Source organism: Candidatus Thiodiazotropha endolucinida (assembly GCF_001715975.1).
GTDB lineage: Bacteria > Pseudomonadota > Gammaproteobacteria > Chromatiales > Chromatiaceae > Thiodiazotropha > Thiodiazotropha endolucinida.
Genome location: NZ_MARB01000012.1, coordinates 1 through 16,750, shown reverse-complemented (window position 1 = coordinate 16,750; position 16,750 = coordinate 1). Strand labels below are relative to the sequence as shown.

General features: G+C 55.2%; 14 protein-coding genes. 7 read left to right on the top strand and 7 right to left on the bottom strand.

Annotated elements, in window-relative coordinates; genetic code table 11:
* Positions 1-38 precede the first annotated feature (38 nt).
* Complete coding sequence (locus CODIS_RS11200; protein WP_069124909.1) at positions 39-1,466, top strand: integrin alpha; 1,428 nt, start codon at positions 39-41, stop codon at positions 1,464-1,466.
* A gap of 49 nt (positions 1,467-1,515) precedes the next feature.
* On the opposite strand, the gene CODIS_RS11195 is transcribed toward CODIS_RS11200, so the two are convergent.
* Positions 1,516-3,723: a primosomal protein N' gene (locus CODIS_RS11195; RefSeq protein WP_069124908.1), complete on the bottom strand. Its 2,208-nt coding sequence runs from the start codon at positions 3,721-3,723 to the stop codon at positions 1,516-1,518.
* A 557-nt stretch (positions 3,724-4,280) separates the two neighbouring features.
* On the opposite strand from CODIS_RS11195, the gene CODIS_RS11190 reads away from it, so the two are divergent.
* Positions 4,281-5,159 carry a fructosamine kinase family protein gene (locus tag CODIS_RS11190; protein ID WP_069125066.1) on the top strand — a complete coding sequence of 293 codons (879 nt, stop codon included), beginning with the start codon at positions 4,281-4,283 and terminating at the stop codon, positions 5,157-5,159.
* Here CODIS_RS11190 and hisC read toward each other — a convergent pair.
* From hisC to CODIS_RS11160, 6 genes are all read right to left on the bottom strand, one after another.
* Positions 5,156-6,220: a histidinol-phosphate transaminase gene (gene hisC / locus CODIS_RS11185; RefSeq protein WP_069124907.1), complete on the bottom strand. Its 1,065-nt coding sequence runs from the start codon at positions 6,218-6,220 to the stop codon at positions 5,156-5,158. The two genes, CODIS_RS11190 and hisC, sit on opposite strands and share 4 nt — an antisense overlap.
* An 85-nt stretch (positions 6,221-6,305) precedes the next feature.
* Complete coding sequence (gene hisD, locus CODIS_RS11180; protein WP_069124906.1) at positions 6,306-7,616, bottom strand: histidinol dehydrogenase; 1,311 nt, start codon at positions 7,614-7,616, stop codon at positions 6,306-6,308.
* A gap of 19 nt (positions 7,617-7,635) precedes the next feature.
* Positions 7,636-8,283 carry an ATP phosphoribosyltransferase gene (gene hisG, locus CODIS_RS11175; protein WP_069124905.1) on the bottom strand — a complete coding sequence of 216 codons (648 nt, stop codon included), beginning with the start codon at positions 8,281-8,283 and terminating at the stop codon, positions 7,636-7,638.
* A 114-nt stretch (positions 8,284-8,397) separates the two neighbouring features.
* The gene (murA, locus tag CODIS_RS11170) at positions 8,398-9,657 is read right to left on the bottom strand and encodes a UDP-N-acetylglucosamine 1-carboxyvinyltransferase (RefSeq protein ID WP_069124904.1); all 1,260 of its coding nucleotides are present in this window, start codon (positions 9,655-9,657) and stop codon (positions 8,398-8,400) included.
* A gap of 185 nt (positions 9,658-9,842) precedes the next feature.
* Positions 9,843-10,916: an adenylate/guanylate cyclase domain-containing protein gene (locus CODIS_RS11165; RefSeq protein WP_069124903.1), complete on the bottom strand. Its 1,074-nt coding sequence runs from the start codon at positions 10,914-10,916 to the stop codon at positions 9,843-9,845.
* A 92-nt stretch (positions 10,917-11,008) separates the two neighbouring features.
* Entirely contained in the window at positions 11,009-12,166 is a 1,158-nt protein-coding gene (locus tag CODIS_RS11160; protein ID WP_069124902.1) for a trypsin-like peptidase domain-containing protein, read from the bottom strand.
* 191 nt (positions 12,167-12,357) lie between these two features.
* On the opposite strand from CODIS_RS11160, the gene CODIS_RS11155 reads away from it, so the two are divergent.
* The 5 genes from CODIS_RS11155 (at position 12,358) to CODIS_RS11135 (ending at position 16,642) form a co-directional block, all read left to right on the top strand.
* A complete protein-coding gene (locus CODIS_RS11155; RefSeq protein ID WP_069124901.1) occupies positions 12,358-13,107 on the top strand; it encodes a Nif3-like dinuclear metal center hexameric protein in 750 nt (249 codons plus the stop codon).
* 197 nt (positions 13,108-13,304) lie between these two features.
* Complete coding sequence (gene petA / locus CODIS_RS11150; protein WP_069124900.1) at positions 13,305-13,901, top strand: ubiquinol-cytochrome c reductase iron-sulfur subunit; 597 nt, start codon at positions 13,305-13,307, stop codon at positions 13,899-13,901.
* Entirely contained in the window at positions 13,901-15,142 is a 1,242-nt protein-coding gene (locus CODIS_RS11145; protein ID WP_069124899.1) for a cytochrome b, read from the top strand. Before petA ends, CODIS_RS11145 begins: the two co-directional genes overlap by 1 nt.
* A complete protein-coding gene (locus tag CODIS_RS11140; RefSeq protein ID WP_069124898.1) occupies positions 15,139-15,879 on the top strand; it encodes a cytochrome c1 in 741 nt (246 codons plus the stop codon). Before CODIS_RS11145 ends, CODIS_RS11140 begins: the two co-directional genes overlap by 4 nt.
* A gap of 139 nt (positions 15,880-16,018) precedes the next feature.
* Positions 16,019-16,642 carry a glutathione S-transferase N-terminal domain-containing protein gene (locus CODIS_RS11135; RefSeq protein ID WP_069124897.1) on the top strand — a complete coding sequence of 208 codons (624 nt, stop codon included), beginning with the start codon at positions 16,019-16,021 and terminating at the stop codon, positions 16,640-16,642.
* The last annotated feature ends 108 nt before the right edge of the window (positions 16,643-16,750 follow it).

Genomic DNA, 16,750 nt, shown 5'->3' with positions numbered 1-16,750 from the left:
TCGCATTATCCAGGTAGGTATTGAAAAGGTTATTTTTGATGGACCAATCACACACGCAGCGCCTCTCTTTCTCTCTCGTCTATCCAATAGCACTCTGCCTGGTGCTGTTGGTGACAGGCTGTTCGGTCTCTTATTCAACAGATGTTGATTCCGAGCAAAAAATTTCTGACGAGAAGGGGAATTTTAACGGTGACCTGGATGTGGAGGATCAGTTCGGCCTTGCCTTGGCCAATATCGGTGACCTGGAGGTTGACGGGGTTACCGATATTGCCGTGGGTGCGCCATTCGATGACGACGAAGGGGAGAATCGGGGTGCGGTATGGATACTGTTCATGGACAGCGATGGGAAGGTCGATACCCATCAAAAGATCTCGGATGGTTCGGGGGATTTCACCGGCGATCTGGATGACGGTGATCAGTTCGGTCGCGCCATCGCCCCCCTCGGCGATCTGAACGGAGACGGCTTTCTGGATATCGCCGTGGGCGCCCCGCTGGATGATGATGCCGGCACCGACAAGGGTGCAGTCTGGATCCTGTTTCTCAATGGTGATGGCACGGTCCTTTCGGAACAGAAGATCTCGCAAGATGAAGGCGATTTCGAAGGGGATCTGGACGAAAATGACCGGTTTGCCCACGCCCTGGCCAGTATCGGCGATCTGAATAACGATGGGGTCACCGATCTGGCGGTTGGTGTACCTTACGATGATGATGGAGGAACCGACCGGGGTGCAGTCTGGATACTCTTTATGAACAGTGACGGCACGGTTCAATCGTCACAAAAGATATCCTCTGACGAGGGCAACCTCGACCGTGATTTGGATGATGAAGACCATTTCGGCACTGCCGTGACTGAGATTGGGGATCTTAACGGCGATGGTGTGACCGATCTCGCCGTTGGCGTGACTGGCGATGATGATGGCGGCCCTGAGCGGGGTGCCGTGTGGATTCTGTTTCTGAATGCTGACGGAACGGTTGATTCCAAGAAGCGCATATCGCAAAACCGCGCATCATTCGACGGGCAGCTCAGCGACAACGACCGGTTTGGCGGTGCGCTTGCCAATCTCGGGGATATCAACAGTGACGGTACGGATGATCTGGCGGTGGGCGCGAAACAGAGTGATGACGGCGGCGCTGAACGGGGTACCGTCTGGGTCCTGTTTTTGGAAATCGATGGCGAGGTTATCTCATCTTCGAAGATTTCCGATACAGAAGGCAGTTTCGATGGCGATCTCGACAGCGGTGACCAATTCGGCGCCGCTGTTGCTCAATTGGGGGACCTGGATGGCGATGATATAAACGACCTGGCGGTCGGCGCCAGCCTCGACGATGACGGCGGTACGGATAAAGGCGCGCTCTGGGTGCTCTTCATGGATGAAGTGGATACGGACCATGACAGGCTAGAGGGTGGAATATTCAGTATGTCCCAGGACGATCTGGCCAACTTTCTTCAGAATCCGGGGAGATGATTCGATCCCTCAACAGGGCCGGTTGGATCATTATGGACTGGCCCTGGACTCACAGCATCTCCTGCGGATCCACATCGATCGACCAGCGTACTCTGCGTGCTTCGGACAACCGGGTGATCTCGGAAACCCATTTTTCCAGCCACTGGTGCAGCGGTCGGCGATGTGCGGATTGGATCAGCAGATGGGCCCGGGTCTTACCGGCCTTGCGCGCCATGGGTGCGGGTACAGGTCCCCAGAATTCAAGGGAACCGTTGCCGTTCAGCGCCCTGCCGACCTTGATCGCCTGATTGAGAAAGTTCTCCGGGTCTGTGGCCTTGGTCGATTCGGCACGCAGCAATACCTGGTGGGAGTAAGGCGGGAAGGCGGCCGCGCGACGCTCGTCGAGCGCCTCGTCGGCAAAGGCCTCATAGCCACGCTTGGTCAGTAGCTGCATCAAGGGATGGTCAGGATGGCGTGTCTGGATCAGTACCCTGCCGGGGCGCTCTGCCCTGCCGGCTCTGCCCGCCACCTGCAATACCAGTTGCGCCATGCGCTCAGAGGCACGGAAGTCGGCGCCGAACAACCCTTGATCCACATCCAGTATGGCGACCAGTGTAACATCCGGGAAATGGTGACCCTTGGCCAGCATTTGGGTACCCAGGAGGAGCGGAAACTCACCGGCTTTGATGCGCGACAGGATCTGTTCCAAGGCGCCCTTGCGGCTGGTGGAGTCGCGGTCGATGCGCGCCAGCGGGGTACCGGGGAAGTGTCTTTGCAGGGCCTCTTCCACACGCTCGGTTCCCTGTCCCAGCGGCCGCAGATCGGGACTGCCGCATTCCGGGCATTGGTTGGGTTCGCGGCGCTGATGGCCGCAATGGTGGCACCATAGCAGCCGCAGTTGCCGGTGGTGCGTCATGCGTGCGTCGCAGCGGGGGCAATCGGTCAGCCAACCGCACGCGTGGCAGGTGAGCATCGGCGCATAACCGCGCCGGTTGAGGAACAGCAGCGCCTGTTCGTCGGCGCCGAGGGTCTGTCGAAGTTGCTTGATCAATGCGGGTGAAAGCCCGCCATCGAGATGAACGTTGCGAATATCCAGCAGTATCAGCGGCGGTATCCGGGCATTGCCGACCCGTTGCGGCAGGCTCAATCGGGTATAGCGCCCCTCGGTCACATTGCGCAGGGATTCCAGAGAGGGGGTCGCGGAGCCAAGTATGACCGGGCAGCCACACTGCTGTCCGCGCACCAGCGCCAGGTCTCTGGCGGAGTAGCGAAACCCCTCCTGCTGTTTGTAGGAGAGGTCGTGCTCCTCATCGACGATGATCAGACCCAGGTTGGGCATCGGTGTGAAAACCGCGGAACGGGTACCGATCAGGATCGGCCTCTGACCACGGCGTAAGGTTTGCCACACCCGCTCCCGTTCGCCATCGGCGAGGGCGGAGTGGAGTACCCCCACGCCTGTCCCCATGCTCTTTTGGAAGCGCTGCAACAGTTGAGGTGTCAGACCGATCTCCGGTACCAGCAGCAGAGCCTGTTGTCCCCTGCCGACAACGGTTTCGATCAGGCGCAGGTAGACTTCTGTCTTACCGCTCCCGGTTACGCCATGGAGCAGAAAGGGTCTGAATCCTCCCAGCTGCCGGTATACCCGATCGACGGCCTCCCGCTGCTCGCTATTGAGATCGATCTCATTCGAATACGAAGTGACGGGGTGTGGCGACTCCGGGATTTGGCAGCGCTCAATCCAGCCCTTCTCAAGCAGTACTCGGATCACCGCCTGGGAGATCTGCAGGCGTTGCATCAGGATTGTACGCTCCATCCCTTCAGATGTTTGGGAAAGTGCTCGTATCAGTGCGAGTTGTTTTGGCGCCTGGCGCAAAGACTCAGGATTGACCGTGTTTCCCAAGGCGGTGAGACGAACGCCATTTTGTCTGCTTCCGGATCGGTTGGATTGTTTGCGCAATGTGACCGGGAGGGCGTGAAAGATCACATCCCCCAGCGGGTGTTGATAATAATTTGCAGCCCAGTGCAGCAGGCGAAGATCCGACGAGCCAAGCAGGGGTTGTGTATCGATCTGCCTCAACGCCCGCTTCAGCCGGTCCGGTGGAACATCGGTTTTGGCGTTTATCGCCATCAGGATACCGATACGGCTGCTACGCCCGAAAGGAATCTGATAGCGACATCCGACAGCCGGATTGTGAGGTGTGTTTTCAGGTGGAAGATAGTCGTACAGCACCCTTAAAGGACCGGGTAACGCAATCTGTAATATAGGGTCTGAAGCCATGCCGGAGACTGTATCATGGGCGCAGATTCGAGGTCGGATTTAATCTGAATGGGGGTTGCGGGGAGCGGCGATAATTTTCCACAAGATCTGTGGATAACTTTGTGTGTAATTTCAGATTATTCAACCAAAGGCCTTGTTACAACTGGATTCCTATTAATTTGACCAGTTTTTCGCCATTTTTATTTATACCAATCGTTACAAGTATTTATAGTAAATTAGATTGTTCTAATTTATTAATAAAACGTTTTCAGTTGATGCTGTATTGCAACACGAGAGGCAGTGTGTATAAACAAGGCTTTACGCGTCAGTAACCGCTTACGCAGAGACTCAACCCGTTGTTATGAGATGTTGGGTGAGGCTGTTGTAAGAATACAACAACTCCATTCTGAAGCGGGCTTATCAAGACCTGGCTTTTTTTGTCTGTTTCCGCGGCTGCTGAGAGAATGACGGGTCTGGCACTGTCGGCAAATACGGAATAGAGGAACTGGGACCTATTGGATTCGTGTCAACAGGCCCTGATACTCTGCTACAAAAAGGCGAGGGGAGGGGAGGCTGTCGTGACTCAATGGCAAATCATTGCGCAACATATCGCGCAGACAACAGGTAAGCCGTTCAATCCGCTGGAGCCGAGACATGTGGGCGGGGGATGCATCAATACCGGGGTACGTTTGATGGATGGTGAACGGACCTATTTCGTGAAGCTGAATCGTGCAGCCCTGCTGGATATGTTCGAGGCGGAGGCGGATGGGCTCAGATCGATGGCGGAGACCAATACGATCAGGGTCCCGCAACCCCTCTGTTTTGGTTTGAGTGATAAACAATCCTATCTGGTCATGGAATATATCGAAATGGGGCATGCCGGCCGCAACGGCAGTGATCTGGCGGGGCATCAACTGGCGGCAATGCATCGCAACAGTCAGCCTGGCTATGGCTGGTTCCGGGATAATACCATCGGTTCGACACCGCAAGAGAATCAAACCTGTGACAACTGGATCGACTTTTGGCGCGACCGTCGACTTGGCTTTCAGCTGCGTCTTGCCGAAAGGAACGGTTACGGTGGCAGCCTGCAGCGCAAGGGTGAACGCCTTATGGACCACTTCCATGTACTCATCGATCATCAGCCACAACCGTCGCTGCTGCATGGGGATCTATGGGGAGGAAACATGGCCTACACAAGCGAGGGTGATCCTGTCATTTTCGATCCGGCCGTCTACTATGGAGACCGGGAGGCGGATCTCGCCATGACCGAACTTTTCGGTGGTTTCGGCAACCGTTTCTATGATGCCTACCGGGAGGCATGGCCGCTTGCCGCCGGCTACTCGACCCGTAAGATCCTCTATAACCTCTACCATATTCTGAACCACCTCAACCTTTTCGGTAGTGGCTATCTGGGGCAGGCGTCGTCGATGATCGATCGGTTGTTGGCGGAGGTTTAGGCCGATAGCTGGAGACTTTCGAGTGCCTCGATCAGCCGTTGATTTTGTGTTGGAGTTCCGATGGTGATGCGCAGATGGCCATCGATTCTCGGTTGCCGGAAATGACGGACGATGACCCCTTGCTCACGCAGCTTCGCGGCGATCACCGACGCATCCCGCGATGGGTGATGGGCGAAAACGAAGTTGGCGGCAGAGGGGAGTACCTGAAATCCCAAGGTTCGCAGTTTACTGCTTAGAAGCTCTCTGGATTCGATGATCCGGTGGCATACCTTCCTAAAATAGTCCTCATCGTTGAAGGAGGCGGTTGCGGCGGCCGCGGCAATGTGGTCGATGGGATAGGAGTTGAAACTGTCCTTTACCCTGACAAGTGCCTCGATCAATTCTGAACTGCCCATTGCCAGTCCGATCCGCAGGCCGGCCAGGGCGCGGGATTTGGAAAGTGTCTGTGTCACCAGCAGATTGGGATAACGGTTCACCAGTGCCACCGCGCTTTCTCCACCGAAGTCGATATAGGCCTCATCGATCACCACCACGGAATCCCGGTTGCGCTCGAGAAGCCGGTCGATCCGCTGCAGTGACAACAGACAACCGGTGGGCGCATTCGGGTTGGGAAAAACGATGCCGCCGTTGTCTTGAACATAGGGTTCGAGATCGAGCTTGAAGGTATTATCGAGGGGAACCGTCTGGTATTCGATGCCATACAATCGGCAATAGACCGGGTAGAAGCTGTAGGTGATGTCGGGAAACAGCAGCGGCCGGGATTGCTGAAAGAAGGCAAAGAAGGCATGGGCAAGCACCTCGTCCGAACCGTTACCCACAAAGACCTGTTCCGCAGTCAGACCGTAGTAGTCGGCCACCGTTTCCCGTAAGCCGGTGGAGCTGGGGTCGGGATAGAGTCGCAACCCATCCCCGACAACGTTATTGATGGCCTCAATCACCTTTGGCGACGGTCCATAGGGATTTTCGTTAGTGTTGAGTTTGATCAGATTGTCGATACGCGGCTGTTCACCCGGGACATAGGGTGAGAGTTGATCGACAATGGGGCTCCAGTAGCGGCTCATCGTTAGAAAATCCTGATTTTTTTCATACCTTCATGGAAACAGTCTACCAATCAATATGAGTGGTGGGCAGCGATATGGAACCCGCCTAATCCTCCGTTTGTTTTAACCGATACTCGGCAGAACGGGCATGGGCGGTGAGCCCTTCACCCCTGGCCATGATGGATGACGTCCTGGCCAGATTATCGGCGCCCTCCGCAGAAGCCATGATCAAGCTGGAACGCTTTTGAAAATCGTACACCCCTAGGGGGGACGAGAAGCGTGCGGTGCGCGAAGTCGGCAAGACGTGGTTAGGACCGGCGCAGTAGTCGCCCATCGCCTCTGCGGTATATCTGCCCATGAAAACGGCGCCCGCATGGCGTATCTGTTTTACCAGTGCCTGGGGGTCGGCTACCGATAATTCGAGATGCTCCGGTGCGATGTGGTTGGTCACCTCGACCGCTTCATCCATATCCTTGACGTGAATCAACGCTCCGCGGACTCGTAACGCCGTGGCGATGATCTCCTGTCGCTCCATGGTCGGCAGCAATTTGTCGATGCTGTCACTTACCTGTTTGAGAAAGGCTGTATCAGGGGAGAGCAGTATCGATTGCGCATCTTCGTCATGCTCCGCCTGGGAGAAAAGATCCATGGCGACCCAGTCCGGATCGGTCTCGCCGTCACAGATGATCAGGATCTCCGATGGACCCGCCACCATATCGATGCCCACCTGTCCGAACACCGCCCGTTTGGCGGTGGCGACATAGATGTTTCCCGGGCCGACGATCTTGTCCACTGGAGGGACGCTCTCGGTGCCGTAGGCAAGGGCTGCCACCGCCTGTGCGCCGCCAATGGCGAATACCCGGTCGACGCCGGAGACATGGGCAGCTGCCAACACCAACTCATTGAGTTCGCCGTCGGGGGTCGGCACTACCATGATCAGTTCAGCCACACCGGCAACCTTGGCGGGGATGGCATTCATCAATACCGACGAGGGATAGGCGGCCTTGCCGCCCGGCACATAGAGGCCCACTCTATCGAGAGGGGTTACCTGCTGACCCAGCAGGGTGCCGTCCGGTTCTGTGTAGGACCAGGCATCCATTTTCTGATGTTCAGCATAGGCGCGGACCCGGTTGGCTGAGAGCTCCAGTGCCTCACGCTGTGGTGCCGTGATGGCATTCCAGGCCTGTTGCAGACGATCCAGCGGTATCTCCAGGTTGCCTGGTTGTGTTGCCTGCCAGCGGTCGAAGCGATTGGTGAACTCGACCAAGGCATTGTCACCCTCGTTGCGGATCGCCTGAATGATCTCGTTCACGGTATCGTTTACCGCGGTGTCGGAGACCGATTCCCAGGCAAGCAGTGCATCGAGTTGGCGCCGGAAGTCAGAGTCACTGGTCGATAGTTTGCGTATTTCGCTCATAATGGCTTCTACTGACTATTCAGGTTGTAGGTTGCGATATCGCATCCCGAAAGGCATCGATCAGCTGCATGACTAGGCCGTGTTTCATCTTCCAAGACGCCTTATTGACCACCAGCCTGGAGCTGATGTCGGCAATATGTTCGAGCGGCACCAGTCCATTTGCCTTCAGCGTATTGCCGCTCTCCACCAGATCGACGATCAGATCGGATAGGCCGACGATCGGTGCAAGTTCCATGGAGCCGTAGAGCTTGATAATCTCAACTTGTTCCCCTTTGGTGGCGAAAAAGCGCTGCGCACTCTTTATGTATTTGGTGGCGATCCGCAGCCGTCCGTTGTTTTGTTTCCTGTCGGGGTAACCGGCTGTCATCATCCGGCATTGTGCGATCTTCAGATCCAGTGGCTCATACAGGCCATCACCCCCATACTCCAGCAACACGTCCTTTCCGGCGATACCCAGATCAGCGGCGCCATATTCGACATAGGTGGGAACGTCCGTTGCCCGGATGATGACCAGTTTCACCTGCTCATGATTGGTGTCAAGAATCAACTTGCGACTGGTATCCGGATCATCTGCGGGTTCGATACCGGCATGGGCCAGCAGGGGCAGACTCTGGTTGAAAATGCGCCCCTTCGAGAGCGCGATGGTAATGGGTGCGTCAAATTTCATGGCTCGGTTACGCTTCGCACGGTTTCGGAGGTGGAAGGATATATGAAGTGGCGGCCAGCGGCCAGCAGTGTACCGGGCACCGGCTGGTAGCTGGCGGCTGACCGCCGGCAGCTGTTAGCTGGGAAGACGCCTGATTTCGCCACCCAGGCCGGCCAGCTTCTCCTCAATGTTCTGGTAGCCGCGGTCAATATGGTAGATACGATCTACCAGGGTTTCACCCTCTGCCACCAATCCTGCCAGCACCAGACTGGCCGAGGCGCGCAGATCGGTGGCCATCACCGGAGCACCTGTCAGGTTGTTGGCGCCGGTACAGATCGCAGTGTTTCCCTCGAGTTTGATCTGCGCGCCCATGCGCTGAAGTTCCTGGACATGCATGAAACGGTTTTCAAAGATGGTTTCAGTGACGATACCGACGCCTTCAGCGACTGAATTCAATGCCGTGAACTGTGCCTGCATGTCGGTAGGAAAAGCTGGATAGGGCGCCGTGTAGACATCCACTGCCATCGGTCGTTTGCCTTTCATGTCAAGGCTGATCCAATCCTCACCGATTTCGATTTCAGCCCCGGCCTCACGCAATTTCTGCAGCACCGAGTCGACCAGTTCCGAGCGGGTGTCTCGTACCTTGATGCTACCTTGAGTAATGGCCGCAGCCACCAGAAAGGTTCCGGTTTCGATCCGGTCGGGAAGCACGTTATATTCGGTTCCCTTCAGACTCTCCACCCCCTCGATACAGATATTCGGAGAACCGGCCCCTGAGATTTTGGCACCCATCTTGTTGAGGCACTCCGCCAGGTCCACCACCTCCGGTTCGCGAGCGGCATTTTCAATCAGGCTGGTACCTTTAGCGAGGGCCGCGGCCATCATCAGGTTTTCCGTACCCGTCACTGTGACCATATCCATCACGATCCTGGCGCCATGCAGGCGTTTACAGCGGGAGCGAATGTAACCGTTTTCCACTTCGATATCGGCGCCCATGGCGCGCAATCCCTCGATATGCAGGTTGACCGGGCGGGAACCGATGGCGCAACCGCCGGGAAGGGAGACATCAGCGTGTCCGAAACGGGCCAACAGGGGGCCGAGCACCAGGATGGAGGCGCGCATGGTCTTGACTAATTCATAGGGGGCGCTGAATTTGTTGATGGTGTTGGAATCGACCTCGATTTCCATTTTCTCATCCACCATCAAAGAAGCGCCCATGCCGCCAAGCAACTCCATGGTGGTGGTGATATCGTGCAGATGAGGCACATTGCCCACACGCATTGGGCCGTCTGACAGCAGGGTGGCGGCCAAAATCGGCAAAGCGGCGTTCTTGGCGCCGGCGATACGTACTTCACCTGACAGAGGGGTGCCCCCCCGAATAATCAGTTTATCCATGGTGTTCCTGATTCACCGCTGTAGCGATATTGTTGGATGTCAGTGTCAGGGCCTGTTAACAGGCCCTGACAAGCCCTAGAACAAAAAAAGACGAAGAATGATAACGAAATCTGTAGTAAACCGCGACTTTACCACTATTCAAGCTGCTTCCGGCAACTGAAATGTCGCCGGCTGTCGATCGGGATTTAATGCCTGCCTATGGTCTGATCGATATAGTTTTTGATCGCGGCCTGGCCGGTGTCATCGATACCGGTAAATTCCATACGACTCAACCAGTTGTCATCGTGCTTTTCACAGTCCAGGATCTTGGCGTAGATATGGCTGCTCTGTTCACTCATCAGTGAGGTATAGAGAGTGATCTGGATATCGGAGAGGATCTCGAGCTCAACCGGCAGATTGGTCTGCAGGCCGTTGTAACTGAGATCGACGGCACGGCCGGAGTAGCTCTTATCCGACACGACCTTGTTTTGCAGGGTGTGGAAGGCAATCGGAAAATCGACTTCAATACGTGGACTGCGGCGCGATTCCACCCGGGGTACTTCCATGTGGCGGGGCCGGTGGGTTGACAGTAGTTCGTAGAGTGAAACCGGCACCTGCTTACCCTTCACCATGACATGATTCGGGGGGGATGTCTCAATGTACGCCTGGGCCATTTCCCTGACCCGCTCACTTAACAGAATCTGCCCGCGCAGGCTGTAGGCCTCAATGCGTGAGGCTAGATTGACTTCGTCTCCGATAACAGTGTATTCGTGGTGGAGTTCAGAACCCAGATGTCCGGCTACGACCTCACCGGTGTTGATGCCGATACCCATGAAGAGTCTTGGATATCCATGTTTGTTATTCTCTGAATTGATTTCCAGCATCGCCCGTTGCATCTCCACTGCACAGGCGATTGCCCGTTCCAGGTCGTCCTCTTTGCGCTCATTCAGGCCAAACAGCGCCATGATAGAATCGCCCATGAATTTATCGATGCTGCCGCCGAAACTGAAGATGATTTCGCACATCCGGGAGAAGTAGAGGTTCAGGACTTTTATGACCGTTTCCGGTGGATAGCGTTCGGCGATGGCGGTGAAGCCGCGCAGGTCCGATAACAGGATCGTAACCTGTTTGTACTGCGGCCTGTTGCCGCCCGCAGGGGTTTCGTCCAGGGATTTCATCAGAGCCTGGTGCAAGTGGATTCTTTCAGTCGGCGACAACTGACTGTCAGGTGTCTTGCCGACGGTATCGATGATCCTTTCGATCTCTTCGGCGTGTTTCATGGTGTGTGCTCCTGTTAGGGCCTGTTAACACTAATCCAGCATTCAGTATAGGTCAGGTCGCCGATGGTAGAAGCGATATCAATTCTCCTCCCCTATTTGAGTTTGGGACGCTCCCCGGAAACAGTCTCCAATTCGATTTGCTCATTTCCACGCCAGCCTCCGATGGTCAGATGCGTCCCGGGGGGTTGGCTGGCGATGAGTTGTACCAGCTGTTGGGAATTATCGGTCTCGGTGTCATTGATGCGGGTGATGACATCGCCTGGCCGCAATCCCGCTTTACTTGCCGGGCCTTCTTCCATGACACCGGTTACCAGTATTCCCTCTGCATTGTGCAGGCTGAATGCCTCCGCCAGTTTTTCCGATACATCCTGACCCTGTATTCCCAGCCATCCCCTGACTACGTGGCCAGTCGTGATCAGTTGTTGCATGATGCCTTCGGCGAGATCGAAGGGTATGGCAAAACCGATGCCGTGCGAGCCGCCTGTTTTGGAGAAGATCGCGGTATTGATGCCGATCAGCTCTCCGCGGGCATTCACCAGGGCGCCGCCTGAGTTGCCCGGATTGATGGCCGCATCGGTCTGGATGAAGTTTTCAAACGTATTGATGCCGAGATGGGAGCGGCCGGTGGCGCTGATGATACCCATGGTGACAGTCTGACCGACACCGAATGGATTTCCGATTGCGAGCACGACATCCCCAACCTGTTGTGAATCCGTATGGTTGATCTGAATTGCCTGTAACGGGGTGTCTGTATCGATCTTCAATACAGCCACATCCGATTCAGCATCACTGCCGACGATACTGACGCTGACGCTCTTACCGTTGGCCAGAACAACCTTGATCTCATCTGCTCCCTCGATGACATGGTGGTTGGTCAATAAATAACCATCCTCCGAGACGATCACACCCGAACCAAGGCTGGTGTCGAGGCGTTGGCGCGTCTTTTCCGGCAGCATATTGCCGAAAAGATGCTGCAGTAAAGGGTCCCGGAAACGTAGAGACTGGGATTCCGTGGTGATCTTGGCGGTGAAGATGTTGACCACGGACGGCGCTGCCCGCGTCACGGCCTCGGCATAAGAAAAGGGGCCGCGTTGTCGCGGTGTTTCAATTGCCGGTACCGATATTTCGGGTTGCTTCATCGCAGCCGTCTTCTCCACCTGCTCCGGGAGCAGGTAGAGGGTTACGAAGGCCCCCGCCAGTCCGGCGGTCAAGGCGGTAAGAAGCAGTGAAAGTAGTTTTTGTATACGCATCGAATTTCAATGAATCAGTCTGGTGTTGCGTGGTGTTTGCGGCCAGCGGCCAGCCTGTGCTGCAATGCCTGGCATGGGCGTTCCATCTCAGGGGTGTCGCATCCTGCCAGAAAATACCACTGGAACGCTGAACCCGTTATGATCATGTTGACGCTTACCGCAACCGATATCCGTTTTTTGGCAAACATACCATGATTGATCTTCTGTCGCTCGAATCCTACTGTAATCAATTGTTGAAGGTGGATGAATTTAATGACTACTGCCCCAACGGTCTGCAGGTAGAGGCTGGGCAACAGGTGGAAAAACTGATGCTGGGGGTCACCGCCTGTCAGGCGCTGATCGAAGCGGCTGAGGATTGGGGGGCGGATGCCCTGCTGGTGCATCATGGTTATTTCTGGAGCGGGGAGGGTCTGCCGTTGCGTGGTTTGAAAGCCAAGCGGGTGGGCGCCCTGTTCAGACAGCGGACCGCGCTGCTGGCCTATCATCTGCCTTTGGATGCCCATGCCGAATATGGCAATAACAGACAGTTGGGTGAGAGACTGGACCTGACCCCCGCGGACCCACTCTCGGATGGTTCCCTGATTTGGCACACCACACTCTCGGATCCTGTTTCGGCAAAAGCCCTTGCCCGACGCATCGGTGATCGTCTCGATAGAAGACCGACACATATAGCACCCGATGATAAACCCCTCTCACGTATCGGCTGGTGCACCGGCGCCGCACAGGGATCTATCGAAGAGGCCGCTGAGCAAGGGCTGGATGCCTATATTTCCGGGGAGATCTCGGAACAGACCGTCCATCTTGCCAGAGAGCTGGGTATTCACTATTACGCAGCGGGACATCATGCCACCGAACGTTATGGTGTTCAGGCCCTCGGAAGGCATCTGGCTGAAAGATTTTCCCTCGAGTATCGGTTTGTAGACGTGGAAAATCCTGTTTGATTGTCACTCGACAGTAACATTGAATTAACCATTGTACTTCAAAGATGAATCCATCTTGACCTGCAAAGCCGCTTGATGGAAAATGCTCGGTTAATTTTTATGGTTTATCAACTATATTCTAATGTCCTGAATATGGGGCTGCGCACGGACCGTATAGGCCCCGATCCAGCTCGTTTCAGTATCTGTGGAGTCTATCTATGAGCGCAGATGGCGTTGATTTGAAGAAGCGGCGTACCCTAACGCTTGCTACCAGTGCGGTGGGGGCAGTTGGTACCGGTTTTGTGATCTATCCATTCCTGGCGGCCTGGGGCCCCAGTGAAAAAGCCAAAGCGGCCGGTGCGCCTGTGGAGGCGGATATCGGCAAGCTCGAGCCTGGACAGCTGATGCGTGTCAAATGGCGGGGTAAGCCGGTATGGATCGTACACCGTACCGAGCAGAATCTGCAGGATCTCAGCGGATTGGATAGCATTCTGGAAGATCCCGCTTCGGATGATACCGGTCAACAACCGGATTACTGTAAAAATCCTGAACGCGCCATCAAAGGCGAATATCTGGTAGCCGTCGGCATCTGCACCCATCTGGGTTGTTCACCCACTTACCGACCGGAAATTGCCCCGGAAGACCTGGGCCCTGAATGGAAAGGCGGTTTCTTCTGTCCCTGCCACGGTTCAAAATTCGACCTGGCCGGTCGGGTATATGCTGGTGTTCCTGCACCAAAGAACTTAGAAATCCCCCCCTATCAGTATCTCTCTGATACAAGAATTCTGATTGGTACCGATGGAGGAGCAGCCTGATGAGCATGATGAAAAATTTTATGGGCTGGATCGATGACCGTTATCCCATGACCAAGGTCTGGAACGAGCATCTGGCCGAATATTATGCACCGAAGAATTTCAACTTCTGGTACTTCATGGGCTCACTGGGGATGTTGGTGCTGGTGATCCAGATTGTCACCGGTGTTTGGCTGGCGATGAGTTACAAACCCGATGCGGAATTGGCGTTTGGCTCGGTTGAATACATCATGCGTGATGTTGATTGGGGTTGGCTGATTCGCTACATGCACTCTACCGGTGCGTCCGCCTTCTTCGTCGTCATCTACCTGCACATGTTCCGTGGTTTGATGTACGGTTCCTATCGCAAGCCCAGAGAACTGTTGTGGATCATCGGCGTGATCATTTATCTGGCGATGATGGCCACCGCCTTTTTCGGTTATCTGCTTCCCTGGGGTCAGATGTCCTACTGGGGCGCCCAGGTTATCGTCAACCTCTTCTCGGCGGTACCGGTGATCGGCCCCGACCTGGGTGTCTGGGTGCGTGGAGACTATGTCATCTCCGACGCCACCCTGAACCGTTTCTTCGCCCTTCATTTCCTGCTGCCGTTCCTGCTGGCCGCGCTGGTGTTCATCCACATCGTCGCCCTGCACAAGGTCGGCTCCAACAATCCGGATGGCATCGAAATAAAGAAGGGTCCGAAGGGTAATCGCTGGAGTGACAGCGCCCCCGCTGACGGTATCCCCTTTCATCCCTACTATTCGGTAAAGGATATCGCCGGTGTGGCGGGCTTTCTGTTCCTGTTCTCTGTGGTTGTCTTCTTCGCGCCGGAGATGGGGGGGTACTTCATCGAGCATCCCAATTTCGAACCGGCCAATCCATTGAAGACACCGGAGCATATCGCACCTGTATGGTACTTCACGCCCTTCTACGCCATCTTACGGGCGGTCCCCTCGATAGCGGGATCGGCCTTCCCCGGCGTGGTGGCCATGTTCGCCTCCATTCTGGTGATGTTCTTCCTTCCCTGGCTGGATCGCAGCCCGGTTAAATCGATCCGTTACAAGGGTTCGCTTTATAAGATCATGCTATGGCTGTTCGTCATTGACTTCATCATCCTCGGTTATCTCGGCACACAGCCAACCACCGACCTGTACAAGCTGATGGCGCAGATTGGCACAATCTACTATTTTGCCTTTTTCTTTTTAATGCCGATCTACAGCAAAATGGATAAGACCAAACCAGTGCCTGAGAGGGTGACCGAATGAAAAAGCTGATTGTTGCACTTCTATTAGCCGCGGCCCCCATACTGGGACTTGCAGCAGGCGGCGGAGCGCATCTGGATGATGCCGATATCGATTTGGGTGATCAGGCCTCGCTCCAGCGTGGCGCCAAGTACTTCGTCAACTATTGCCTGAGTTGCCATTCGGCCCATTTTCAGCGCTATAACCGTACCGCCAAGGATCTCGGCCTGACAGAAACCGAGGTGATCGAAAATCTGATGTTCACCACTGACAAGATCGGTGACACCATGAAGATCGCCATGACTGCGGAACAGGGCACCGAATGGTTCGGCAGCCCTCCGCCCGACCTGAGCGTGATTGCCCGCGCCCGTGGCGTGGACTGGTTATACACCTATCTGCGTAGTTTTTATCTGGATGAGAAGCGCCCATTCGGTGTCAATAACATTGTGTTTCCGGATGTGGGTATGCCCCACGTATTGTGGGAGCTGCAAGGTGCGCAGAAGGCTGTTTTCAAGCTCGAGAAGGATGCGGCCGGTAACGATGTGGAGAGGTTCGACCATTTCGAGCCCGTATCCGAGGGGCTGCTGAGCGCCGAAGAGTATGATCAAGTCGTCCGGGATCTGACTGCATTCATGAGCTACATCGGTGAGCCGATACAGATGGAGCGCAAGCGCCTGGGCGTCTGGGTTTTACTGTTCATCGCGGTATTTTTTGTGCTGGCCTACATGCTCAAGAAAGAGTACTGGAAGGACGTCCACTAAAACACTTTCGACATGATCTGCCAAAAAGGCGCACAGTTGCGTTATACTGTGCGCCTTTTTTGATTTCACAACACATTATAATCCGCTGCCAGGCGTACTATCCGCATGGCATGAAGGACACCCTGGAGAGAGGCTATAAATGGCGGCAGTTGCGAACAAACGTTCAGTGATGACCCTCTATTCGGATCCGACCGACCCCTATTGTCATCGGGTCAGACTGGTGCTGGCGGAGAAGAACATCACCTATGAAGTATCTGATATCGATCCGCTCAACGTGCCGGAAGAGGTGATGGAACTCAATCCGTACGGTACCCTTCCCACCCTGGTGGACAGGGATTTAAAGCTCTATGAATCCCGCATTATCATGGAGTATCTGGACGAGCGGTTCCCCCATCCGCCGCTATTACCTGTGGACCCGGTTTCACGCTCTACCTCGCGTCTGTTGATGTACCGTGTGGATAACGACTGGTACAGCCTTATGGATATCATCCTCAGCGGTAAGAAAGAGGCGGCAAAGGCGCGCAAGGAACTACGTGAAAGTCTCATTTCCACTTCGCCGGTGTTCAACGCCAAACCCTTCTTCATGAGTGAGGAGTTTACCTTGGTCGATTGCGCCATCGCTCCCTTGCTCTGGCGACTGCAGGAGTTGGGTGTGGAGATACCCGCGAGTGCGAAAGGCGTACATGAATACACCAAACGCCTGTTCGAAAAAGAGTCTTTCATCAAGAGTCTTTCAGAGGCCGAACAGGAGATGCGCGGTTAGGGCCTGTTAACACTAATCCGATCAGCCCTGTTGCGCCTGAAAAAGCGCCAATCAAGGCGCGAGGAGAGAGGTTTGGTTGTTCCAAATGAACGACGAGTAACGCCGAGT

Coding starts and splice junctions, on each gene's coding strand:
- CODIS_RS11200 (WP_069124909.1), top strand. CDS start 39: ATGGACCAATCACACACGCAGCGCCTCTCTTTCTCTCTCGTCTATCCA.
- CODIS_RS11195 (WP_069124908.1), bottom strand. CDS start 3,723: ATGGCTTCAGACCCTATATTACAGATTGCGTTACCCGGTCCTTTAAGG.
- hisC (WP_069124907.1), bottom strand. CDS start 6,220: ATGAGCCGCTACTGGAGCCCCATTGTCGATCAACTCTCACCCTATGTC.
- hisD (WP_069124906.1), bottom strand. CDS start 7,616: ATGAGCGAAATACGCAAACTATCGACCAGTGACTCTGACTTCCGGCGC.
- hisG (WP_069124905.1), bottom strand. CDS start 8,283: ATGAAATTTGACGCACCCATTACCATCGCGCTCTCGAAGGGGCGCATT.
- murA (WP_069124904.1), bottom strand. CDS start 9,657: ATGGATAAACTGATTATTCGGGGGGGCACCCCTCTGTCAGGTGAAGTA.
- CODIS_RS11165 (WP_069124903.1), bottom strand. CDS start 10,916: ATGAAACACGCCGAAGAGATCGAAAGGATCATCGATACCGTCGGCAAG.
- CODIS_RS11160 (WP_069124902.1), bottom strand. CDS start 12,166: ATGCGTATACAAAAACTACTTTCACTGCTTCTTACCGCCTTGACCGCC.
- CODIS_RS11155 (WP_069124901.1), top strand. CDS start 12,358: ATGATTGATCTTCTGTCGCTCGAATCCTACTGTAATCAATTGTTGAAG.
- petA (WP_069124900.1), top strand. CDS start 13,305: ATGAGCGCAGATGGCGTTGATTTGAAGAAGCGGCGTACCCTAACGCTT.
- CODIS_RS11145 (WP_069124899.1), top strand. CDS start 13,901: ATGAGCATGATGAAAAATTTTATGGGCTGGATCGATGACCGTTATCCC.
- CODIS_RS11140 (WP_069124898.1), top strand. CDS start 15,139: ATGAAAAAGCTGATTGTTGCACTTCTATTAGCCGCGGCCCCCATACTG.
- CODIS_RS11135 (WP_069124897.1), top strand. CDS start 16,019: ATGGCGGCAGTTGCGAACAAACGTTCAGTGATGACCCTCTATTCGGAT.